Annotated in this window: 25 protein-coding genes; 16 read left to right on the top strand and 9 right to left on the bottom strand. The window is 69.5% G+C overall.

Annotated elements, in window-relative coordinates; genetic code table 11:
* Nucleotides 1-12: 12 nt before the first annotated feature.
* Nucleotides 13-843, bottom strand: coding sequence for an SDR family NAD(P)-dependent oxidoreductase (locus MMF98_RS14370; RefSeq protein ID WP_243307029.1), 831 nt, complete (start codon nt 841-843; stop codon nt 13-15).
* Nucleotides 844-1104: 261 nt separating this feature from the next.
* Here MMF98_RS14370 and yaaA point away from each other — a divergent pair, with 261 nt between their 5' ends.
* The 5 genes from yaaA to MMF98_RS14345 all read left to right on the top strand — a co-directional run bounded on the left by yaaA (nt 1105) and on the right by MMF98_RS14345 (nt 4986).
* On the top strand, nt 1105-1881 hold the full coding sequence (gene yaaA / locus MMF98_RS14365; protein WP_243307028.1) for a peroxide stress protein YaaA: 777 nt from the start codon (nt 1105-1107) through the stop codon (nt 1879-1881).
* Nucleotides 1882-1927: 46 nt separating this feature from the next.
* Nucleotides 1928-2779 carry a 2OG-Fe(II) oxygenase gene (locus MMF98_RS14360; RefSeq protein ID WP_243307027.1) on the top strand — a complete coding sequence of 284 codons (852 nt, stop codon included), beginning with the start codon at nt 1928-1930 and terminating at the stop codon, nt 2777-2779.
* A 40-nt stretch (nt 2780-2819) separates the two neighbouring features.
* Nucleotides 2820-3704 carry an alpha/beta fold hydrolase gene (locus MMF98_RS14355; RefSeq protein ID WP_243307025.1) on the top strand — a complete coding sequence of 295 codons (885 nt, stop codon included), beginning with the start codon at nt 2820-2822 and terminating at the stop codon, nt 3702-3704.
* On the top strand, nt 3701-4546 hold the full coding sequence (gene queF, locus MMF98_RS14350; protein ID WP_243307023.1) for an NADPH-dependent 7-cyano-7-deazaguanine reductase QueF: 846 nt from the start codon (nt 3701-3703) through the stop codon (nt 4544-4546). The genes MMF98_RS14355 and queF overlap by 4 nt, the downstream gene beginning before the upstream one ends.
* A gap of 188 nt (nt 4547-4734) precedes the next feature.
* Nucleotides 4735-4986: a GlsB/YeaQ/YmgE family stress response membrane protein gene (locus MMF98_RS14345; RefSeq protein WP_243307022.1), complete on the top strand. Its 252-nt coding sequence runs from the start codon at nt 4735-4737 to the stop codon at nt 4984-4986.
* A 12-nt stretch (nt 4987-4998) separates the two neighbouring features.
* On the opposite strand, the gene MMF98_RS14340 is transcribed toward MMF98_RS14345, so the two are convergent.
* Nucleotides 4999-5967 (bottom strand): LysR family transcriptional regulator, encoded by a 969-nt coding sequence (locus MMF98_RS14340; RefSeq protein ID WP_243307021.1) that lies wholly within the window; start codon nt 5965-5967, stop codon nt 4999-5001.
* 117 nt (nt 5968-6084) lie between these two features.
* On the opposite strand from MMF98_RS14340, the gene MMF98_RS14335 reads away from it, so the two are divergent.
* Nucleotides 6085-7428, top strand: a complete 1344-nt coding sequence (locus MMF98_RS14335) for an amidohydrolase (RefSeq protein ID WP_243307017.1) — start codon at nt 6085-6087, stop codon at nt 7426-7428.
* 13 nt (nt 7429-7441) lie between these two features.
* Here the strand turns inward: MMF98_RS14335 and MMF98_RS14330 are convergent, their stop codons facing one another.
* Both MMF98_RS14330 and MMF98_RS14325 read right to left on the bottom strand, forming a co-directional pair.
* A complete protein-coding gene (locus MMF98_RS14330) occupies nt 7442-8275 on the bottom strand; it encodes an enoyl-CoA hydratase-related protein (protein WP_243307016.1) in 834 nt (277 codons plus the stop codon).
* An 84-nt stretch (nt 8276-8359) separates the two neighbouring features.
* Nucleotides 8360-8623, bottom strand: coding sequence for a hypothetical protein (locus MMF98_RS14325; protein ID WP_243307013.1), 264 nt, complete (start codon nt 8621-8623; stop codon nt 8360-8362).
* Nucleotides 8624-8917: 294 nt separating this feature from the next.
* Here MMF98_RS14325 and MMF98_RS14320 point away from each other — a divergent pair, with 294 nt between their 5' ends.
* Together MMF98_RS14320 and MMF98_RS14315 are read left to right on the top strand one after the other, a co-directional pair.
* Entirely contained in the window at nt 8918-9487 is a 570-nt protein-coding gene (locus MMF98_RS14320) for a ferritin-like domain-containing protein (protein ID WP_243307011.1), read from the top strand.
* Entirely contained in the window at nt 9487-9861 is a 375-nt protein-coding gene (locus MMF98_RS14315; protein ID WP_243307008.1) for a c-type cytochrome, read from the top strand. The genes MMF98_RS14320 and MMF98_RS14315 overlap by 1 nt, the downstream gene beginning before the upstream one ends.
* Before the next feature lie 14 nt (nt 9862-9875).
* Here MMF98_RS14315 and MMF98_RS14310 read toward each other — a convergent pair whose 3' ends face one another.
* The 3 genes from MMF98_RS14310 to MMF98_RS14300 form a co-directional block, all read right to left on the bottom strand.
* A complete protein-coding gene (locus MMF98_RS14310; RefSeq protein ID WP_243307405.1) occupies nt 9876-11063 on the bottom strand; it encodes a Y-family DNA polymerase in 1188 nt (395 codons plus the stop codon).
* Nucleotides 11064-11295: 232 nt separating this feature from the next.
* Nucleotides 11296-12585, bottom strand: coding sequence for an MFS family transporter (locus tag MMF98_RS14305; protein ID WP_243307006.1), 1290 nt, complete (start codon nt 12583-12585; stop codon nt 11296-11298).
* Nucleotides 12586-12768: 183 nt separating this feature from the next.
* Nucleotides 12769-13542 carry an IclR family transcriptional regulator gene (locus MMF98_RS14300; protein ID WP_243307004.1) on the bottom strand — a complete coding sequence of 258 codons (774 nt, stop codon included), beginning with the start codon at nt 13540-13542 and terminating at the stop codon, nt 12769-12771.
* 138 nt (nt 13543-13680) lie between these two features.
* Between MMF98_RS14300 and MMF98_RS14295 the strand changes: the two genes are divergently transcribed.
* From MMF98_RS14295 to MMF98_RS14270, 6 genes are read left to right on the top strand one after another with little or no spacing between them, the layout of a single operon-like run.
* Nucleotides 13681-14637, top strand: a complete 957-nt coding sequence (locus MMF98_RS14295; protein ID WP_243307003.1) for a dipeptidase — start codon at nt 13681-13683, stop codon at nt 14635-14637.
* Nucleotides 14637-14948, top strand: coding sequence for a YciI family protein (locus MMF98_RS14290; protein ID WP_243307001.1), 312 nt, complete (start codon nt 14637-14639; stop codon nt 14946-14948). Before MMF98_RS14295 ends, MMF98_RS14290 begins: the two co-directional genes overlap by 1 nt.
* A gap of 1 nt (nt 14949) precedes the next feature.
* Nucleotides 14950-15933 (top strand): Bug family tripartite tricarboxylate transporter substrate binding protein, encoded by a 984-nt coding sequence (locus MMF98_RS14285; protein ID WP_243307000.1) that lies wholly within the window; start codon nt 14950-14952, stop codon nt 15931-15933.
* Nucleotides 15934-15953: 20 nt separating this feature from the next.
* On the top strand, nt 15954-16703 hold the full coding sequence (locus MMF98_RS14280) for an RraA family protein (RefSeq protein ID WP_243306999.1): 750 nt from the start codon (nt 15954-15956) through the stop codon (nt 16701-16703).
* Nucleotides 16700-17053, top strand: a complete 354-nt coding sequence (locus MMF98_RS14275) for an NIPSNAP family protein (RefSeq protein WP_243306997.1) — start codon at nt 16700-16702, stop codon at nt 17051-17053. The genes MMF98_RS14280 and MMF98_RS14275 overlap by 4 nt, the downstream gene beginning before the upstream one ends.
* Entirely contained in the window at nt 17050-18057 is a 1008-nt protein-coding gene (locus MMF98_RS14270; RefSeq protein ID WP_243306996.1) for a Bug family tripartite tricarboxylate transporter substrate binding protein, read from the top strand. Before MMF98_RS14275 ends, MMF98_RS14270 begins: the two co-directional genes overlap by 4 nt.
* An 18-nt stretch (nt 18058-18075) precedes the next feature.
* Here the strand turns inward: MMF98_RS14270 and MMF98_RS14265 are convergent, their stop codons facing one another.
* Entirely contained in the window at nt 18076-19002 is a 927-nt protein-coding gene (locus tag MMF98_RS14265; protein ID WP_243306994.1) for a DMT family transporter, read from the bottom strand.
* Nucleotides 19003-19179: 177 nt separating this feature from the next.
* Complete coding sequence (locus tag MMF98_RS14260; RefSeq protein ID WP_243306993.1) at nt 19180-20091, bottom strand: LysR family transcriptional regulator; 912 nt, start codon at nt 20089-20091, stop codon at nt 19180-19182.
* A 106-nt stretch (nt 20092-20197) separates the two neighbouring features.
* On the opposite strand from MMF98_RS14260, the gene MMF98_RS14255 reads away from it, so the two are divergent.
* Together MMF98_RS14255 and MMF98_RS14250 are read left to right on the top strand one after the other, a co-directional pair.
* Nucleotides 20198-20863: a DsbA family oxidoreductase gene (locus tag MMF98_RS14255; RefSeq protein WP_243306990.1), complete on the top strand. Its 666-nt coding sequence runs from the start codon at nt 20198-20200 to the stop codon at nt 20861-20863.
* Nucleotides 20864-20890: 27 nt separating this feature from the next.
* The gene (locus tag MMF98_RS14250) at nt 20891-22084 is read left to right on the top strand and encodes an FAD binding domain-containing protein (protein WP_243306989.1); all 1194 of its coding nucleotides are present in this window, start codon (nt 20891-20893) and stop codon (nt 22082-22084) included.
* The last annotated feature ends 3 nt before the right edge of the window (nt 22085-22087 follow it).

The raw sequence follows: 22087 nt of genomic DNA, 5'->3' as shown, positions 1-22087 counted from the left end.
GTCCGCAGCCGGCTACCGGTCGGCCCGCTCGGCCTGGACCGCCGACAGCGCCAGTCTTTCCACCAGCCCGGGGAACAGCCGCGCGAGGCGCCAGGCCACCCGTGCGCGCCCTGGAACGACGATGATGGCCTGGTTGCGCTCGATGGCGTCGAGCGCCTCCTCGGCGAAGGCCGCCACCGGATGGGGCGGGCCGGCGAGGCGCGTCAGGAAGCGGCGCATGTCGGGCACCCAGATGGGCGCAGGCAGGTCTGGCGCCCCCTTGCTGTCGAGCAGCGGCGTCTCGATGGCGGCCGGGCACAGCGCGCTGACGCGCACGCCACGCGTCGCCGCCTCGATGCGCAGGCTGGTGGACAGCCCGACCACGGCATGCTTGGTCATGGCATAGGGCGTCAGCAGCGGCCCGGGGACGAGGCCGGCCAGCGAGGCCGTATTGACGATGTGTCCGAAGCCCTGCTTCAACATCTGCGGGTAGGCCGCCAGCACGCCGTGGATCACGCCGCGCAGGTTGACGTCCAGGATCCGTTCCCACGCGACCTGCTGGATGTCGTCCGTCTCGCCGCCGACGGCCATGCCGGCATTGTTGAGCAGGTAGTCGAGGCGACCCTGCCGGTCCACCGTGGCTTCGACGATCGCGCGCACAGCGTCCGCGCTCCGCACGTCGAGCACTTCGCCGCGAACCGATGCTCCGCCCTCGGCCGCGACCTGCTGCACGGCGGCGTCGTTGACGTCGGTGGCCACCACCTGTACGCCGCGCCGGGCCAGCGCCAGTGTGAGCGCGCGCCCGATCCCCGAGCCGGCCCCGGTGACAATGGCCGTGGTGCCCTGCCAAGCCGATGTTGCCATTGCGTTTCTCCATGGTTGATGCCGCAGCGAACCCGTCGATGAGGCGATCCCGGCCGCGCTGCGTGCCGGGAGTGGGCTGTTATAGCGGGTTTGTAAGAAAATGTATGTAGGTGCCGGTGCGTGTGGCGGGCCGGCCACGCCGGGGCAGGCGTGCGCTGGGTCGCCGGCGCTGCGGCGCGGCCGGTGCATCCCGGATAATCGGAGCCTTCCGGGCGGTGGCCGCCCGTTTCTCCCGGTTTCCGGATTGCTTCATCCCTTCTCATGCTGTTTCTGCTGTCCCCCGCGAAATCCCTGGACTACGACACCCCTGTTCCTGCCGGCCTGCCGCACACCCAGCCGCTGTTCGTGAAGCAGTCCACCGAACTCATCGAGGTGCTGCGGCACCAGTCGCCGCAGCAGATCGCCGAACTCATGAGCCTGAGCGATGCGCTGTCGGCGCTCAACGTGGCGCGCTACCAGGCCTGGACGCCGAAGTTCACCGCGAAGAATTCGAAGCAGGCGGTGCTCGCCTTCAACGGCGACGTCTATGAAGGGCTGGACGCGAAGACGCTGAAGCCGAACGACCTGGCGTGGGCGCAGGACCATGTCTGCATCCTGAGCGGCCTCTACGGCGTGCTGCGCCCGCTGGACCGGCTGCAGCCCTACCGCCTGGAAATGGGCACGCGCCTGGCCGTCGGCGGCGCGAAGAACCTCTACCAGTTCTGGGGCACGCGCATCGCCGACTACCTCAACCAGCGGCTGCAGGCCGACCGCACGCCGGTGGTGGTGAACCTGGCCTCGCAGGAGTATTTCAAGTCGGTCGACCGCAAGGCGCTCAAGGCCCGCGTCGTCGAATGCGTGTTCGAGGACTGGAAGGGCGGCCAGTACAAGGTCATCAGCTTCCTGGCCAAGCGCGCGCGCGGGCTGATGGCGCGCTACGCCGCCACCCGCCGCATCATCACGCCGAAGAAGCTCGAGGGCTTCGACCTCGAGGGCTATGCCTTCGACGCGGCCGTCTCGCAGCCCGAGCGCCTGGTGTTTCGGCGCAGAATCTCATGAAGCCCGCTGCGCGCCGGCGGGCTGCCGTCTTGGAGGAGCAGAGTCCGTGAGTCAACAGCAGATCACGCCCCAGTTGCGCCAGTGGATCGTCGAGCAGGCGCAGGCCGGCCACGGCGCCGAGGCCGTGCTCCAGTCCATGCTCGCATCGGGCTGGGCGCGCGATGTGGCGGTCGAGGCGCTGGAAACCACGCTCCAGGACCATCTCGAAGAGCAGGCCGTGCGCCAGGGCCTGCCGCCCGCGGTGCAGGTGCCGGAGCCCGCGCTCGACGAGTCGCCGCTGTACCTCGATGCCGGCGACCGGCGCGTGCACGTGCTGCAGGCCATGTACAACCCGCGCGTCGTGGTGTTCGGCAGCCTGCTGTCGGACGAGGAATGCGAGGCCCTGATCGAGGCCGCGCGGCCGCGCCTGGCGCGCTCGCTGACGGTGGCCACCAAGACCGGCGGCGAGGAGCTCAACGCCGACCGCACCAGCAACGGCATGTTCTTCACGCGCGGCGAGAACGAGGTGGTGCGGCGCCTGGAGGCGCGCATCGCCCGGCTCGTGAACTGGCCCGAGGAGAACGGCGAGGGCCTGCAGATCCTGCACTACCGCCCGGGCGCCGAGTACAAGCCGCACTACGACTACTTCGATCCGGCCGAGCCCGGCACGCCCACCATCCTCAAGCGCGGCGGCCAGCGCGTGGCCACGCTGGTGATGTACCTGAGCGAGCCCGAGAAGGGCGGCGGCACCACCTTCCCCGACGTGCACCTCGAAGTCGCGCCCAAGCGCGGCAACGCGGTGTTCTTCAGCTACGAGCGTCCCCACCCCTCGACCCGCACGCTGCACGGCGGCGCCCCGGTGATCGCCGGCGAGAAGTGGATCGCCACCAAATGGCTGCGCCAGCAGCGTTTCGAGTAAAAAAGGGCCGAAGGTCCTTGTCAGACGGACACGCAATGCTATGAAAATAAGAGCAAACGGAATCGGCATCGAGGTCGAGGACACGGGCGGCGCCGATCGCCCGGTGGTGCTGCTGATCATGGGGCTGGGCATGCAGCTCATCGCCTGGCCGCCGGCCTTCGTGCAGGCGCTGGTGGCGGCGGGCTACCGCGTGATCAGGCACGACAACCGCGACATCGGCCTGTCCCAGCACTTCGACCACCTGGGCGTGCCCAACGTGCTGTGGCAGTCGCTCAAGCTCAAGCTCGGCTTCACGCCGCGCGCCCCGTATTCGCTGCAGGACATGGCGAACGACGCCGTGGGCCTGCTCGACGCGATGGGCATCGAGAAGGCCCACGTGGTCGGCGTGTCCATGGGCGGCATGATCGCGCAGCGCGTGGCGCTGACGGCCACCGGGCGCGTGCTGAGCCTGACCAGCATCATGAGCTCCAGCGGCGCGCGCGGCCTGCCCGAGGCCCGGCCCGAAGTCGTCCGCGCCCTGATCAGCCGCCCGGCCGGCAAGGGTCCGCAGGCCGTGGCCGACCACTACGTCAAGCTGTTCCGCATCATCGCCAACCCCGCGTTCCCGCTCGAGGAAGCGCAGATGCGCGAGCGCATCATGCAGGGCATCGAGCGCAACCACCATCCGGCCGGCACACTGCGCCAGCTGGTGGCAGTGGCGGCCGACACCGGCCAGCGCGCCGCGCAGCTCGGACGCATCACGGCGCCCACGCTGGTGCTGCATGGCCGGGCTGATCCGCTGGTGCCGTTCGCCTGCGGCGAGGACACGGCGCGGCGCATCCCCGGCGCCAGGCTGGTGGGCATCGATGGCATGGGCCACGACCTGCCGCCAGGCGTGGTGGAGCGGCTGCTCGAACCCCTGATTCCCCATCTGGGGGCCGCATGAACCAGCCCGAACAGTCCCAGCTCGGCAAGCCGGCGCCGTACACCGACCAGTACGACGCCTCGCTGCTGTTTCCCATCGCCCGCGCCACCAAGCGCGAGGAAATCGGCGCCGGCGGCCGCGTGCCGTTCTTCGGCGCCGACCTATGGACGGCGTTCGAGCTGAGCTGGCTCAACCCGCGCGGCAAGCCGCAGGTGGCGCTGGCGCACATCACCGTGCCTTGCGAGACACCCAACATCGTGGAGAGCAAGTCGTTCAAGCTCTACCTCAACAGCTTCAGCAACACCCGATTCGGCTCGGCCGACGAGGTGCGCGAGCGCATCCGCGCCGACGTGGGCGAGGCGGTCTGGCGCGGCGCGCCCGCCAGCGCCTCGGTCGGGGTGAGGCTGCTGCTGTCCGAGCTGTTCGACCGCGAGCCGGTGCACGAGCTCGACGGCCTGAGCCTGGACCGGCTCGACATCGAGTGCACGCGCTACACGCCGGCGCCCGAGCTGCTGACGGCGGCCTTCGACGAGCAGCCGGTCAGCGAAGTGCTGGTCAGCAACCTGCTCAAGAGCAACTGCCTGGTGACCGGCCAGCCCGATTGGGGCAGCGTGCAGATCGCCTACAGCGGCCCGCAGATCGACCAGGCCGGCCTGCTGCAGTACCTGGTGAGCTTTCGCAACCACAACGAGTTCCACGAACAGTGCGTCGAGCGCATCTTCATGGACCTGTGGACGCGCTGCAAGCCGGTCAAGCTCACGGTCTATGCGCGCTACACGCGCCGCGGCGGGCTCGACATCAACCCCTACCGCACCAGCCACCCGCAGGCCCTGCCGCCCAACGTGCGCACGGCCCGGCAGTGAAGGCGCGGGGCCGGCCGGCCCCGGCAGGCGGTAACGCTTTGTTTCGCCGCGTCGTGGAAAGATCACACGACTGCGCAGGGTGACCGGCTTTGGCGGTTTGCGGCACGGGGGCGGCTTGCCGGCCCGCGCGCAAGGGCGTAGCCTGCATCTGTCCTGGAACCGGTCCGGGCTCCCATGGAGAACTTGACATGCACTACATCTGGATGGCCCTCGTGGGCCTGGTGGTTGGCTTCATCGCGCGCGCCCTGCACCCCGGCAAGGACAACCTGGGCCTGATCATGACCGCGGTGCTCGGCATCGCGGGCTCCTTCGCGGCCAACTACGTGGGGCAGGCGATCGGCTGGTACAAGGCCGGCGAAAGCGCCGGCTTCATCGCCAGCGTGATCGGCGCCCTGGTGCTGCTGGTCATCTACGGCTTCGTCGCCAAGAAAACGGCCTGAGGCCGGCAGACCTCAGGAGCCGCCGGCGCCAAGGCTGGCTTCGCGCAGCGCCTCCAGCAGGCTGCGCGCCGCGGTGCCCAGGCCCTCGGGCCTGAAGATCGCGCCGAGCGCCTCCAGCTCCAGGCCCAGCTTGGGGTCGAGCCTGAGCATCACCAGGCCGCGCTCCTGCAGCCCGGGGCCGACCACCGAGAGCGGCATCGGCGCCACCACGCCGCCGGCCTGCAGCAGCGTAGGCAGCACCACCGGTGAGGTGGTCTGCACCGCGTAGACCTGGGGCTGCATGCGTGCCTTCTCGAACAGCGTGTCGAACAGGCGGCGGATCGGGAACTCCACCGGCGGCAGGATCCAGCGCTCTTCGGCCAGGTCGCGCAGGCGCACGCGGGCCAGCGCGGCGGCCGGATGGCGGCACGAGGCCACCAGCACCGCGCGATCGCGCCGCAGCGCCTCGAACCGCAGGCCCTCGGGCACCGGCGTGGACTGGCGCACCAGGATCAGGTGCAGCGCACCGCCGGTCAGGCCGGCGAGCAGGCGCTCGCTGCTGTCCTCGACCACCTCCAGTTGCAGGTCGGGGTGCTGCCGGTGGAAGGCGCCGATCACCGGCTCCAGCAGCCCGGTCAGCGCGGCCGGCGTGCCGCCGATGCGCAGCAGGCCGCTGGCGCCGGCCGCCAGCGCGGCCATGGTGCCGGTGGCCGTGCGCAGCGACTCCAGCACCGAGCGCCCGTGGTCGGCCAGCACGCGGCCGGCGGCGGTGGGCCGCATGCCGCGCGAATGCCGCTCGAACAGCTGCAGGGCCAGCAGCTCCTCCATCTCGCGCAGCATCTGCGTGGCCGCCGGCTGGCTGATGCCGACGGCCTCGGCCGCCTTGTGCAGCGTGGCCGTGGTGCCGAGCGCGACCACCAGGCGCAGGTGCCGCAGGCGCAGGCGCGCCAGCATGCGCTCGTTCATGACGGTGGGCGACAGTTCGGGATGGCTCTTTTTCATCGATTCGATCTGCTTATCGGAATGGCCTAAATTTTATTGGAATCGAATGACTGATGCCCGTAAGCTCGGCCTTCGCATTCCCTTCATCTTTCCCAATCACCACCCGAGGACGCCTTCATGAGCCGACGCTCTTTGTCGCTGAACAAACTCGTCTTGGCGATGGCCGTGTCGGCGCTGCCGATGCTGGGCCACGCACAGGACCTCTACGCCACCATCAACGCCAAGTCCAAGGCCATCGAGGCCAGGATGATCGACTGGCGCCGCGACATCCACCAGCATCCCGAGCTCGGCAACCAGGAAGTGCGCACCAGCGCGCTGGTGGCCAAGCACCTGCGCGCCCTGGGCTACGAGGTGCGCGAGAAGGTGGCCACCACCGGCCTGGTGGCAGTGCTCAAGGGCGGCAAGCCCGGCCCCGTGGTGGCGCTGCGCGCCGACATGGACGCGCTGCCCGTGGCCGAGGAGGTGGACGTGCCGTTCGCCTCCAAGGCCCGCGCCACCTGGGACGGCCGCGAGGTGCCGGTGATGCATGCCTGCGGCCATGACGGCCACACCGCGATCCTGATGGCCACGGCCGAGGTGCTGGCCTCGATGAAGGACCAGCTCCCCGGCACCGTCAAGCTGGTGTTCCAGCCGGCCGAGGAAAAACTGCCCAAGGGCGAGATCGGCGGCGCCAAGCGCATGCTCGAAGAGGGCGCGTTCGACGGCCCGAAGCCCGACGCGGTGTTCGGCCTGCACCTGGCGGCCGGCATGCCGGTGGGCATGATCGGCTACAAGCCCGGCGCCATCACGGCCGGCTCGGACGCCTTCCGCATGGAGGTCAAGGGCAGCCAGACCCACGGCGGCATGCCCTGGGCCGGCATCGACCCGATCGTGCTGGGCTCGCAGATCGTGCTGGGCCTGCAGACCATCCCGAGCCGCCAGATCGACGTGACCAAGGGCCCGAGCGTGCTCACCGTGGGCACCTTCAATGCCGGTCAGCGCTACAACATCGTGCCCGACAAGGCCGAGATGAGCGGCACGCTGCGCACCAGCAGCGAGGAGACGCGCCAGTTCATCATGAAGCGCGCGGCGCAGACGGCCGAGGACATCGCCCACAGCGGCGGCGGCAGCGCCCATGTGCACTGGGAGCCCAACGGCTACCCCGCCACCGTGAACGACGAGGCGCTGCTCGGCAGGATGCTGCCCAGCCTGTCGCGCGTGAGCGGCGCCAAGCCGCAGCTCGTGCCCATGGGCACGGGCGGGGAGGACTTCTCGTTCTTCGCGCAGCAGGCGCCCGGCCTGTTCGTGATGATCGGCGCCACCACGCCGGGGCAGGACATGAAGAAGGCCGCGCCCAACCACTCGCCGCGCTTCAACCCTGACGAGGCCAGCCTGCTGATCGGCCTGCGCACGATGCTCACGCTGACGCTGGACTACATGAACGGCGCCGCTGCCGCCGCGCCCGCCGCGCAGAAGTCGTAATCCGAGGAACGGCTCAGGGCGCTTCGCGGAAGCTGCCCAGGGCTGCCAGCGCCGGGAAACCGGCGCTGCGCTTTTCCTTCATCGCCGTCACCGCTTCGCGCACATGCGCGTTGCTCCAGATCGCGCCCTGCAGCCAGCCCATCTGGCGCAGCGAGTCGTCCACCGAGTGGTCGCGCGCATAGTTCACGGCTTGCTTGGTGCCCCAGATCGCCACCGGCGGCTTGGCGGCGATCTCGGCCGCGCACTGCAGCGCGGCGGCCCGCATCGCTTCGGCGGTGTCGAACACCTCGTTGACCAGCCCGTACGTCTGGGCCTTATGCGCCGGCAGGCGGCGGCCGGTGTAGGCCAGTTCCTTGACCACGGCCAGCGGCACCAGCTTGGGCAGGCGCTGCAGCGTGCCCACGTCGGCCACCATGCCGATGTTGATTTCCTGAATGCAAAAGAAGGCGTCGGCCGTGGCGTAGCGGATGCAGCAGGCCGTGGCCATGTCCACCGCGCCGCCGATGCAGCCGCCCTGGATCGCCGCGATCACGGGGATGCGCAGCGTCTCGAGCTTGGTGAAGGTGGCCTGCATGTCGGTCAGCAGGTCGAAGATGGCGGCGCGGCCCTCGGGGCTCTGGTCGTCCATCTGGATCGCGCCGCTGAAGGTCTCCAGCGCCATGCCGGCGCTGAAATGCTTGCCGGTGGAAGAGATCACCAGCGCGCGCGCCGCGCCGTCGCGGTGCAGCTGCGTGAGCACCTCGTCGAGTTCGCGCCAGAACAAAGGGTGCATGGTGTTCATGGCCTCGGGGCGGTTCAGCACGAGGTGGGCGACGTGGTGGTCGAGGGTGAGGGCGAAGCATTGCATGGCGAGTCTCCTGTGCCCGCCACTGTAAGGCTGGGGCCGGGCGGGGGCCTGGCAACTGCGTGACAAGGCCTGGCGTGGCAGCGCCTAGCGCGACGCCAGCCAGTCGCAGCGCAGCTTGTGGGCTTGGTGGGCCTTGCGCCGCCAGCGCGTGTAGAAGCGGGGCGCGAGGATGGCCGCGCCGCACAGCGGCAGGGCCCAGAACTGCTCGAAGGCATAGGCGGGCATCCAGCCGACCCAGCCCATCACCCAGACCGTGAGCACCGCGTCCCAGAGCTGGTATTCCAACGGGTGCTCCGACTTGTGGGCCACATGCCATTGCTTGATGCGCTGCAGTTCGGAGAGCGTCATGACAGCCTCCCGGAGGTGGATGCTTTAATGTAAGTTACATGTAAGCTTAAGTCAAATCCCCTGCGCGGGCGTCGGTTTCGGCAGCGCGGCAAACCGGCGCGAGCGCTCGGGGGCGCGTGCATACGCAGGCGCGGGCCGGCTGGATTCAGCGCAAACCGCTGCTGCAAAAAAAAGCTGCCGGCTGAATCCGCGGGCCGGGCGCGAGGCGTAAAGGGTAGGTCCGCAGCCACAGGGGTTGCGGCCAACCCACGATGCAACCCAGCCGGGTTGTGCTGACACCTCAAGGAGATTCTCATGCAGATCATCCAAGCTTCACGCCGTTCCTTCCTGGGCACCACGGGCTCGCTGTCCGCGGTGGCCGTGGCCCTGCTGGCGGGCCGGGAAACCCTGGCCCAGGGCATGGGCGGCGATCCGTCCAAGGACGTCTCCATCCTGAACGTGGCGCTCGGCCTCGAGCACGAGGCCATCAACGCCTACCAGCTCGGCGCCGGCAGCGGCCTGCTGCAAAAGCCGGTGCTCGACGTGGCCGTGCTGTTCCAGAGCCACCACAAGGCGCACCGCGATGCGCTGATCGCCACCATCCAGAAGATGGGCGGCACGCCGGTGGCCGAGAAGAAGCTCGACGACTACGCCCGGGCGCTGAAGGCCGACACGCTGAAGAACCAGAGCGACGTGCTGGACCTCGCGGCCCGCCTCGAACTCGGCGCCACCAATGCCTACCTCGGCGTGATCCCGGCCTTCGGCAACCGCGACCTCGCGAAGGTGGCCGGGCGCCTGGCGGCCGACGAGACCATGCACTTCACGGTGCTGACCAGCGCGCTGGGCCGCCCGGTGCCGGCCAACGCCCTGTCGTTCGGTGCGTGATGGGCGCCGGGGGATGGCCGGCGCGCCAGGCACTGGCCGCGGCCCTGCTGGCGGCCTGCGCCGCGGGCGCCCCGGCCCAGTCGGTCGAGCGCGGCCGGCAGCTCTATGAGACGCGGTGCGGCGCCTGCCACAGCGTGGACGCCAACCGCGTGGGCCCGATGCACCAGGGGGTGCTCGGGCGCCGGGCCGGCAGCGTGCCCGGCTTCGACTACTCGCCTGCCCTCGCGCACGCCGGCTTCCGCTGGGACCGGGCGCGGCTGCTGGCCTGGCTGACCGACCCCGAGGCGCTGGTGCCCGGCCAGAAGATGGGCTACCGGCTGGAGCAGGCGCAGGACCGCGAGGACGTGGTGGCCTACCTCGCCACGCTGAAGTGAGGCTGCGCCGGCTGTCAGAACAGCTGGTCCGTCAATGCTATGGAATCCATAGCGGAAGATGACCGCCGGGCGCGGACCTCCTGCTCTTTTTTCTCCAGATCGGCGGCCTCGGCCACGGTCGCCAGCGTGCCCACGCGCACGCCCAGCAGGCGCAGGCGCTGGTCCAGCGGCACGCGCTTGAGGCACAGGCCCGCCGTGTGGCGGATGGCCTTGGCATCGGCGGTGAAGTGCGCGAGCGTCTGGTCGCGCGTCACGCTCTTGAAGTTGTCGTAGCGCAGCTTGATGCCGATGGTCCTGCCCACGTAGCCCTTGCGCTGCAGGTCTTCCGCGAGCTTCTCGCACAGCCAGGTGAAGATGCGCCCGAGCTCGGCCTTGTCGCGCACCGCGTGCAGGTCGCGGTCGAAGGTGGTCTCGCGGCTCATCGACACCGGCTCGCTCTCGGTCACCACGGGGCGGCTGTCGCGGCCCCAGGCGGCGTCGTTCATCCAGGCGCCGTAGGCCTTGCCGAAGTGCTCGACCAGCCACTCGCGCGGCTTGGCGGCCAGCTCGCCGATGGTGCGGATGTCCAGGTGGGTGAGCCTGGCCTCCGCCTTGGGGCCGATGCCGTTGATCTTGCGGCAGGGCAGCGGCCAGATCTTCGCCTGCAGGTCGTCCTCGTAGACGATGGAGATGCCGTTGGGCTTGTTGAACTCGCTGGCCATCTTGGCGATCAGCTTGTTCGGCGCCACGCCGATCGAGCAGGTCAGGCCGGTCTTCTCGAAGATGCTCCTCTGGATCAGCCGCGCCAGCACGCGCCCGCCGTCGCGCTGGCCGCCGGGCACGTGGGTGAAGTCGATGTAGACCTCGTCCACGCCGCGGTCCTCCATGACCGGCGCGATCTCGGTGATGAGGCTCTTGAACAGGCGCGAGTAGCGCCGCACCTCGTCGAAATCCACCGGCAGCAGGATCGCCTGCGGGCACAGCTTGGCGGCCTTCATGAGCCCCATGGCCGAGCCCACGCCGAACTGCCGCGCTGGGTAAGTGGCGGTGGTGATGACGCCGCGGCCCACGTAGTCCTTGAGCCGCGGGAACTGCTCCACCGGCAGCCCGGCGCCCTGGTCCAGCACCTCGTCGGCCTTCCGCCGGCCGCCGCCGATCACCACCGGCAGGCCCTTGAGCTGCGGGTAGCGCAGCAGCTCCACGGAGGCGTAGAACGCATCCATGTCGAGATGGGCGATGCGCCGGGGCAAGGCGGGCGTCGCGGGGGCGGCTGGGGCAGGCTCGGTCGTCACGCTGGGGATTGTGCCGCCGCCGCGCCGGCCCTGCCGGGCGTGGGGAAGTGGTGGGCTGGTTACTCCTGATTTGATAGCAAGCAATGACCACTGGACCAGGACCTCGGCCCGATTTTGCTCAAAAACGAGCGCGTGCGGCGGCTGCCGGGGCTCCGGCCGTGCCTCAGGGGTCGTGGTGCAGGTAGGCCGCCTGGCGCGGCAGCCGCAGGGCCACCAGGAAGGCCACCACCATCATGACCGTCACATACCAGTAGAAGGCCGATTCGTGGCCGACCGACTTGAGCCCCAGTGCCACGTACTCGGCCGAGCCGCCGAAGATCGCATTGGCCACCGCGTAGGCCAGGCCCACGCCCAGCGCGCGCACCTCGGGCGGGAACATCTCGGCCTTCACGATGCCGCTGATCGAGGTGTAGAAGCTCACGATCGCCAGCGCCGCGATGATCAGCACGAAGGCCATCACGGGGCTGGCCACGTGCTGCAGGGCGGTCAGGATCGGCACCGTCGCGAAGGCGCCGAACGCGCCGAACAGCAGCATGTTGTTACGCCGCCCGATGCGGTCGGACAGCATGCCGAACAGCGGCTGCATGCACATGTAGACGAACAGCGCGCAGGTCATCACGTAGCTGCTGGTCTTGATCGGCAGGCCCACGGTGTTCACCAGGTACTTCTGCATGTAGGTGGTGAAGGTGTAGAAGATCAGCGAGCCGCCGGCCGTGTAGCCCAGCACCGTGAAGAAGGCGGCCTTGTGGTCGCGAAACAGCGCAGCGACGGTGCCGGCCTCGCGGCTGCCGCGGCTCTCGGCGCTGGAAGTCTCGTGCAGCTGGCGGCGCAGCTGCATCGCCACCACCGCCGTGATGGCGCCGATCACGAACGGGATGCGCCAGCCCCAGGCCTTGAGCTCGGCCTCGGAGAGCAGCTGCTCGAGCACCACGATCACCAGCACCGCCAGCAGCTGGCCGCCGATCAGCGTCACGTACTGGAACGACGAGAAGAAGCCGCGCTGGCCCTTGAGCGCCACCTCGCTCATGTAGGTGGCCGTGGTGCCGTATTCGCCGCCGACCGACAGGCCCTGGAACAGCCGCGCCACCAGCAGCAGGAACGGCGCCCAGGCGCCGATGCTGTGGTAGGTGGGCAGGCAGGCGATCATCAGCGAGCCCGCGCACATCATGGTGACCGAGATCACCATCGAGGTCTTGCGGCCCCGCCGGTCGGCGATGCGCCCGAACAGCCAGCCGCCGATCGGCCGCATCAGGAAGCCCGCGGCGAACACGCCCGCGGTGTTGAGCAGCTGCACCGTCGGGTCCGACTTGGGAAAGAACGAGGCCGCGAAATAGATCGACGAGAAGGCGTAGACGTAGAAATCGAACCACTCGACCAGGTTGCCCGAGGAGGCCCCCACGATGGCGAAGATGCGCTTGCGGCGCTCCTGCGGGGTGTAGTGCGTTGTGGTCATACAGAGGCCTTTGGACGAACGGAAACCGAAAGCCGGCGGCGGACCCGGGCGCGGCGGTGCCGCGGCCGTGACCCGGCCAGGAGGCTGCCTGTGCGGGCATTGTCTCGCAGGGCGCGCGCCGGCGCCACCGGCCTTATGTGCAGGATTTGGTGGATTTCCAGTCCATGCAGCGGCGCCGCGGCTTCAGCGGCGTGCCGCGGGCGTGGCGGCGCGCAGGCGCTGCTCGATCGAGGCGGCGTGCGTCTTCAGGATGCTCAGCAGCTGCGGAATGCGCTGGCGTGTGATGCGGTCGCGGATGGCGGCAAGGCTCAGCGCCGCCACCGCCTTGCCATCGGGCGCGAGGATCGGCACCGCCAGCCCGCGCACCCCGCCCAGGACCAGGCCGTCGCTGTAGGCGTGGCCCTGCCGCCGCGCCTCTTCCACGGCCGCCACGATGGCTTTCATCGTCACCGCTCCCCCGGCGGGAAGCGCCTGGCGCGTGGCTTTGTAGACCCCCGCGCGGTCTTCCTCGTCCAGCATGGCGAGCAGCATGATGCCGCCGGCCCCCACGCCGAGCGGCCGCCGCGTGCCCACGTCCACGGTGAACGCCTTGACCGGGTAGGGGCCCGACTGCCGGTCGATGCAGACGGCGTCGAAGCCCGAGCGCACGGTGAGAAAGCTGGTGTCGCCGCTGCGCTGCGCCACTTCGATCATGTGGTCGGCGCAGACCTCGCGCAGGTCATAGGGCGGCGGCGCCACGGCGCCCGCCAGCAGGGCAATCTCGGGCCCCAGCCGGTAGCGGCGCGACGCCGGGTCCTGCGCGGCCATCTGGTGCTGGCACAGCGTTTCCAGGATGCGGTGCACGGTGGGCTTGGTCAGACCGGTCTGCCGCTGCAGATCGACCAGCCGGCAGCCCTGCGGGGCCGCCGCCAGAAGGTGCAGCAGCCCGATGGCGCGGTCGAGGGTCTGGGTGCTCATGGTTTTTCTCAAATGGTCCGTAATGCGGAACATTTTCATGAAGTTTGATGGGAGGTCAAGGGGTTTCTATGATTGCCTGGAAAAGATGTTCCGTATGTCGGACCTCTGGCTGCAACTTCCTCAACAACCGCTTCCATCATGTTCAAGGTTTTCGATCTGCTGAACGGCGCACGCATGACGCGTGAATACGCCCAAGCTTCCCTGGCTCACGGCGTCGAGGCCGTGCACATCACGCTCAACAACTACCGGGGCATCAACCCGGTGCCCGACCTGCGGCATTCGCTCAACGAGCTGGCCGCGTACCGCAAGCACCTGCGCACGCTGTCCGACGTGGTGCACCTGGTGGAAACCTATGACGACTTCGCGCGCGCCGCCGCCGCCCACAAGCTCGGGGTCGTGCTGGGCTACCAGAACGTGCCGGGCGTGGAGCGTGACCTGGGGCTGATGGCCCTGTTCCACGACCTGGGCGTGCGGGTGGTCCAGATCGCGCACAACATCCGCAACCTCTACGGGGACGGCTGCGCCGAGCCCGCGGACGCCGGGCTGTCCTCACTGGGGCGTGACATGGTGGCCGCGCTCAACGAGCTGAACATCGTGATCGACCTGTCGCATGTCGGCGACCGCAGCGGCCTGGACGTGCTGGCATGTTCCCGCCAGCCCGTGGCCGTCACGCACGCCAATGCCTACGCCCTGTGCCCGAATGCGCGCAACAAGAGCGATGCGCTGATCGACGGCCTGAAGGCCAACGGCGGCGTGCTCGGCATCACCTACCTGCCGCCGCTCGTGCTCATGCCGGGGCAGACGCCGGCCGCGGCCGATGTGGTGGCGCACATCGCCTACGCGGTGCGGCGTGTCGGCGTGGAGCATGTGGGCATCGGCTCCGACTTCATCACCGGCCAGCCGCCGGAGCGCTACCAGGAATTCATGCGCAAACCCGAGGTCTACGGCACCTGGCCGTGGCGATACCCCGTCGATTCGCTCGACGCGCAGCAGGCGTTGCTGGCCTCGCTGTCGGGCATCGGCCTGTCGCCCGCGCAGATCCAGGGCGTGGCGCGCGACAACTTCATGCGCCTGTTCCGCACGGTGATGGGCTGATGGACGCGCAAAGACAGCTCTACTTGGTGTTCGCGGAGGACGTGAGCGACAGCGAAGCGCTGCGCGCGCCGCTGCGCGAGGCGCACATCGAACGGCGCGCGCAGCTGCATGCGCAGGGGCGCGTGCGGGTCTCGGGGCCGCTGGTGGACTCCGACGCGCCCGATCCCTACTGCGGCAGCCTGCTGGTTGCGGAGTTTCCGTCGCTGGAAGCCGCGCGCGCGTGGGCCGAGGCCGATCCCTACGTGGCGGCCGGCGTCTATGCGCGCATGGTGGTGCGCCGCATCAACACGCACTTTCTGGCGGGGGCATGACATGAGGCAGACAGGCAAGAGTTTTTTCAGGCGGCTGGCGGCGGGCCTCGTGCTCGCCGCGGGATGTGCCGGCGCGGCCCACGCGGCCTACCCGGAGCGGCCGATCAGGATCATCGTGGGCTTCGCTGCCGGCGGCCCCGCTGACGCGAGCGCGCGGCTTGCGGCGCGCATCCTCACCGAGTCGCTGGGGCAGTCGGTGGTGGTCGAGAACCGCGTGGGCGCTGGCGGCGGCATTGCCACTTTGGCCGTCAAGCAGGCGCCGGGCGACGGCTACACGCTGCTGCTAGCGGCCTTTGCCGACGTGCTCAACCCCATCATGAATCCCGAGGCCAGGTACAACCTCGCCAACGACTTCAAGGCGGTCACGCGCATCACGGGCGTGGGCAACGTGCTCATGGTGCACCCCAGCCTGCCGGTCAAGGATTTGCAGGAGCTGCTGGCGCTGGCGCGCAAGAACCCGGGGACGCTGAACTATGGCTCGGCGGGCGTGGGCTCGGCCGGGCATCTGGCCGGCGAGCTGATGGCGGGCCTGGCCAAGGTCAAGCTCACGCATGTGCCCTACAAAGGCACGGCGCAGGCGCAGGTGGACCTGCTGCAGGGCGCCATCCCTTTCATGTTCGACAGCCAGATCAGCGCGCTGCCCAACCAGCGCAGCGGCAAGCTCAACGCGCTGGCCGTCACCACCTCGGTGCGCTCGCCCGGCGCGCCCGGCATTCCGACCATGGCCGAGGCCGGCCTGCCCGGCTACGACCTCACCTCGTGGTTCGGGGTGGTTGCGCCCGCCGGCACGCCTGCCGCCGTGGTGGAGACGCTGGCCGCCGCCTTGCGCGAGGGCCTGAAACGCAAGGAGGCGCGCGACAGCCTCGCGATGCTGGGCGGCGCGCCCGACGACATGAGCCCTGCCGAGTTCCAGAACTACATCCGCAGCGAGAACGCGCGCTGGCGGACGCTGTTCGGCGATGGCACCGTGCGCGTTGAGCGCTGATATTTTTTTGGATGAACGACATGAGCAAGAAACCCCTGGGAAAAATCCCCGCCTCCGCCCTCCAGATGCTGGAGATCCCGCGTTATGAGCAGGCCGTGATCGACGGCTTCCTCGCGCTCGACGACCTGACCGGCACGGTGTCCGATGCGATGGACGAACTGGGGCTGGACGGCGTGGTGCCCGCCTCGGTGCTGATGCCCACCCTGCCGATGGCGCGCATGGCCGGGCCGGCGCTGACGCTGCGCAACGTCGAGCAGCGCGACAACGCCTACAAGGGCGCGCGCGAGCGCGTTTCCAAGATGGCCGAGATCGAGGCCCACAACCTCGCACAGAAGGGCGATGTGCTGGTGATCGAAGGCGTGGCCGGCATCTCCAACATGGGCGGGCTGTCCGCCGCCATCGCGCAGCGCGAAGGCGAGGCGGGCGCCATCGTGGACGGCGGCATCCGCGACGTGGCGCAGTCCCGCTCGCAGGGCTTCCCGGTCTGGTCGCGCGGCGTCAGCTCCATCACCGGCAAATGGCGGCTGGAGACGGTGGCCGTCAATGGGGTGGTCAGCATCTGCGGCAAGCAGGTGAAGCCGGGCGACCTCGTGGTGGCCGACGAGGGCGCGGTGTGCTTCATCCCGCGCGAGCAGGTCGAGGCCGTGCTGCGGCGGGCCCGCGAGATCGGCGAGGGCGAAGCCCGACGCTATGCCGACATCAAGGCGGGCATGCCCGTGCCCGAGCTCGCGCAGCGCACGCATGTCTACAAATTCAACCCGCAGCCATGATCGTCGAGCAGCGCCTTTACACCTTCCACCCCGGCAAGCTGCAGGAGTTCCTGCGCATCTACGAGGCCGAGGCCATGGCGGTGCAGCTGGAGTACCTGCCGCACATGCTGGGCTACTACGTCACCGAGGTCGGCCTGCTCAACCAGGTGACGGCGCTGTGGGGCTACGCCTCGATGCAGGACCGCATGGACCGCCGCGAGGCGCTGTTCGCCGATGCGCGCTGGATCGCCTACCTCGACAAGGTGCGCCCGCTGATGTCGGCGCAGGAGTGCCGCCTGCTCCGGCCCGCGGCCTTCTTCAAGCAGCGGCTCGCGGCGCAACTGGCATTGGCTTCAAAGGAAAACCCATGATCTCCCGTCTCACGTTCCTTCGCCGGCAACTGCCGGCCCTCTGCGCCGGCCTGGCGCTCGCGCTCGGCGCGGCCACGGCCCATGCGCAGGACGCGGCGAGCTTTCCGAACAAGCCGCTCAGGCTCGTGGTGCCGTTTGCCGCGGGCGGCGGCATCGATTTGCTGGCGCGCATCACGGCCCTGAAGATGGGCGAGATCCTGGGCCAGACCGTGGTGGTCGACAACCAGGGCGGCGGTGGCGGTGTCGTGGCCTCGCGCGCCGTGGCCCGCGCGCCGGCCGACGGCTACACCCTGGTGTTCCATTCGGTCTCGTCCGCGGTGGTGAACGCGCAGGTCTACAGCAACCTCGGTTACGACCCGGTCGCAGGCTTCGCGCCGGTCTCGCTGGTGGCGCAGTTTCCGCTGGTGATGATCGTCAACCCGGCCGTGCCGGCGCGGGACATGAAGGAGTTCATCGGCCTGCTCAAGGCCCATCCCGGCAAGTTCAGCTATGGCTCGTCCGGCGTGGGCTCGGGCATCCACCTGGCGGGCGAGCTGTTCCGCACGCTGGCGGGGGTGGACATCCAGCACATTCCCTACAAGGGCACGTCGGCTGCGCTGACCGACCTGCTGGGCGGCCGCATCGAGATGCTGATCGACGGCGTGCCGCCGCAGGTCGGCAACATCGCGCAGGGCCGCGTGCGCCCGCTAGCTGTCACCACGCGCACGCGCTCGGCCGTGCTGCCCAACGTGCCGACCATGGCCGAGGCGGGTGTGCCCGGCTACGACATTCCCTTCTGGGTCGCCATCTACGCGCCGGCGGGAACGCCCCGGCCCGTGGTCGAGAAGCTGTCGGCCGCCGTGAGCAAGGCCGTGAAGGACCCGGCCACCCTTGCCAGGTTCAAGGAAGCCGGCACCGAGGGCATCGGCTCCACGCCGGAGCAGCTGGATGCGTTCTGGAAGGAGCAGCTCGCGACCTACGGCAAGATCGCCCGGCAGGCCAACATCAAGCTCGACTCGCAGTGAGGCGCGGGGCCGCCCGCGCTACAGCTGGGCGCAGACCCCCAGCACGCCGGCGGTGACCAGCAGCAGCCCGGCCCGTTCGGCGCGGCTCAGCTTCTCGTGGAAGATGCGGCGCGACACTAGGTAGCTGAACAGCACCTCCACCAGCCCCAGGGTGCGCACGTCGGTGGCGGGCCGCAGCGAGAAGGCGGTGAACCAGCCGATCGATGCCAGCGCTCCCATCATGCCCGCGAGGGTGGACAGCCGCCAGCTCCTGGCGATGGCCCCCAGCGCCTGCGGCTGGCGCCAGGCCAGGTAGCCGCCCAGCAGCGCCGACTGGATGGCCTGCGCCCACAGCACGCCCCAGGCCCCGGTGAACAGGGGCGAGCCGCTGTCCAGCGCCAGCGCCGCGCCGCGGTAGCCCACGGCCGACAGCGCGAAGCCCGCGCCCGAGGCCAGCCCGTAGCCGGCGGCACGGCTGACCCAGCCCGCGCTGCCGGCGCCGGCCGGCGCCGCCTTGGGCAGCGACAGCAGCAGCACGCCGAGCGTGGCCACCCCCATCGCCAGAGCCGACAGCCAGCCCGGCAGCTCGTGCAGGAACAGCGTGGCGAACAGCGCCACCTGCAGCACCTCGGTCTTGGAGTAGGTGACGGCAACGACGAAGTTGCGCTCCTTCATGGCCGCCAGCAGAAAGGCGGTGGCCGCGAGCTGCGCCACGGCGCCCAGCAGCACCCAGGCGAAGTAGGGCGCGCTGAACGCGGGCAGCACCGGTGCGCCCGCCGCGAGATACAGCGCCGCGACCCACAGCGCGGCGAACGGCAGGCCGTAGAGAAAGCGCACCAGCGTGGCCGCCAGGGTGCCGACCTCGGCGGTGAGCGAGCGCTGCGCGGCATTGCGCACGGTCTGCGCGAACGCAGCCCAGATGACGATGGGAATCCAGGCCCAGGCGGCCAGAGCGGGAAGTTGCACGTGTGAACCCGATGGAACCGCGGGCCGCTGCCCGCCGAGCCGCTCAGGGTACCGCAGGCGGGGCCGTGCGACCCCTCTCGATGCGGCAGGCGGGCCTTGCGCAGCGGCGATGGGCCCGCTGGCCGCCGGCGCTCAAGACTTTGTCCACATCAAGCCCTCGGCCCGGAAGGCCTGGGCTCAGCCCGCCGGGGCCTTCGCCAGGTGTCCCTGGAGGAAATCCAGAAAGGCGTGCACCTTTCTGGAATGCCGGCGATTCGGCAGGTAGGCCGCGTGCACGCTGATGCGCTGGTCCTGCGGATTGATGTCGTATTCCTCAAGCAGCCGGCGCAGGCGTCCGGCCTGCACGTCTTCCTGGACCAGCCATTCCGCCAGCAGGGCGATGCCGAGTCCATCGAGGACGGCCTCGCGCAGGAGGTCCGAGTTGTTGGCCGCCAGGCGGCCATGGACTTCCACATGCTGCACCATTCCGTCGCGAAGAAATGACCAGCGCTGCGGCCCGGCCTGGTAGGCAAAGCGCAGGCACTCGTGCGCGGCCAGCTCCGCGGGTGTGGCCGGGGTTCCATGCCGCTCCAGATACTCGTGGCCGGCCACCACATAGCGGCGGTGCTCGGCCAGGTGGCGCACGATGAGCTGGGGCTGGCTGGCCGGCGCGCCGATGCGCACCGCCACGTCGATGCGCTCCGCGGCCAGGTCGACGTAGGCATCGGACAGCACGAGGTCCAGTGACACGCGCGGGTGCTGGCGCAGGAAGCTCGCGATGTGCGGCCCCAGGCACAGGCGGGCGAAGGTGACCGGCATGGAAACCCGCAGGGGGCCGACCGCTTCAGCGCCCGCGTCCGACACGCTGCCGTCGGCTTCGTCGAGGTCCGACATCACCCGGGCGACCTGTTCGAGGTAGGCCGCCCCCGCGTCGGTCAGCGTCACCCGGCGCGTCGAACGGGTCAGCAGCGCCGCGCCGAGCGAAGCCTCCAGGCTGTCGATCAGCCGGGTCACCGACGAGGTGGCCACGCCCAGCCGGCGCGCGGTCTTTGAAAAACCTCCCGATTCCGCCACATCCATGAAGGCGTGCAGGGCCTGGAGCTTGTCCATGTCTCACCTTTGCGTTTATTGCAATTCTAGATTGCATATGAATCGGATTCACATTGAATGACGCAAAGACTAATCTCACCACATCGCCAACGCAAGGACTCCCGCCATGAAACCCATCGAGATTCAACTCACCTACGACTTCATCTGCCCCTGGTGCTGGATTGGCCACAGGCACCTCCAGGCCGCCCTCGCACAAGCGCCGTCGGACACGGCCATGGCCATCCGCTACCTGCCTTACGAACTGAACCCCGACATGCCGAAGGACGGAGCCGATCGCAAGGCCTATCGCAGCGCCAAATTCGGCAGCTGGGCGCGCTCCCAGGCGATGGATGCGCAGGTGGCCCTGGCCGGCCGGCGCACGGGCGCCGAGTTTCACTACGACCGCGTGGCCGTCACCCCGAACACGCGCCTGGCTCATCGGCTGATGTTCTTCGCTGCCGGCAAGGGCGATGCCGCCAGCACCGAAGCGCTGTTCGAATCGGTGTTCCACGCCTATTTTTCCGAGGGCCAGGACATTGGCCAGGCCGAGCTTCTGGCCGCACTGGCGAGCCGGGCGGGGTTTGAGGCGCAGGAGGTCCGCCGTTTCCTGGCCACTTCGGCCGGGGAACGCGAGGTCGTCGCGGCAGAACGGCAGGCCCAACTCGGTGGCGTGCGCTCGGTGCCCACCCTGCGCATCGGAAACACGCTCATCAGCGGCGCGCAGCCGGCGGCGGCGCTCGCCGACGCGCTTCGGCAAGCCGCAGCGCAGAACGCCGCCGCGCCCGGCGCCTGAAGCGGCAACACCCTGGAGCACACCGCCATGCACGCCACCCGCACGCATCACACGCAACCCAGAGCCCTCATCATCGGCGGCTCCCTCGGCGGCCTGTTCGCCGCCACGACCCTGCAGGCCATCGGATGGCAGGTCGACATCTTCGAGCGCTCCCCGCACGAACTGGACAGCCGCGGCGGCGGCATCGTGCTGCAAAGCGACGTGCTGCAGGCCTTCCGATTTGCCGGCGTCGAGGCTGCGGGCGGCCTGGGGGTGCGGTCGGGCGACCGCATCTACCTCAACCGGGACGGCGAGGTCGTGCAGCGCACCTGGATGCCGCAAACGCAGACCTCGTGGAACATGCTGTACGGCGCGATGCAGCGCAAGCTGGCGGCCTCGGCCTACCACCGCGGCGAGCAGTTCGTGCGCTTCGAGCAGGATGGCCGGCGCATCCACGCCCACTTCGCCAGCGGGCGCACCGAAACCGGCGACCTGCTCATCGGCGCGGACGGCGCACGCTCCGCCGTTCGCCGGCAAGTCCTGCCCGGCCTCGCGCCCCGCTATGCGGGCTACGTCGCATGGCGGGGCCTGGTCGAGGAGGCCGGGTTGGCCGGGGATGCGGCGGATGTTCTGCGAGGGAATTTCGCCTTCCAGCAGGGCTCGGACCACCTGCTGCTCGAATACCTCGTTCCTGGCGAGGACGAATCGACGCAGCCGGGCCATCGCCGCTGGAACTGGGTCTGGTACCGCAAGGTGCGCCACGGCGACGACTTGTCCCGGCTGCTGACCGACCGCCATGGCGTTCGCCATGCCTTTTCGCTGCCGCCCGGCCTGGCCAAGGACGAAGACGTGGCCTGGCTGCAGCAGCAGTCGCGCGAACGGCTCGCGTCGGCGTTCCAGCAACTCGTCGCGGCCACCCAGGCGCCGTTTGTCCAGGCGATCCTGGATCTGCAGGTCCATCGGATGGTGTTCGGCCGGGCGCTCCTGCTCGGCGACGCGGCGTTCGTGCCCCGCCCGCATACCGCCGGCAGCACCGCGAAAGCCGCCGCCAATGCGCTGGCCCTCGCCACGGCCCTTCGCGGCACTGAGACAGGCGCCGACATCGACGCCGCGCTTGCAGGCTGGGAGGCACAACAGCTTCGCGACGGCATCGCCATGACCGAGTGGGGCATGCGCATGGGCAACCAGATCATGCACACCGCCCCTTCGGACACATCTTCCATCCCAGGTTTCCAGGAGTGACTC

Source organism: Variovorax terrae, from assembly GCF_022809125.1.
In the GTDB taxonomy this organism is placed as follows: Bacteria; Pseudomonadota; Gammaproteobacteria; order Burkholderiales; family Burkholderiaceae_C; genus Variovorax_A; species Variovorax_A terrae.
This window is presented reverse-complemented; position numbering and strand designations above follow the sequence as displayed.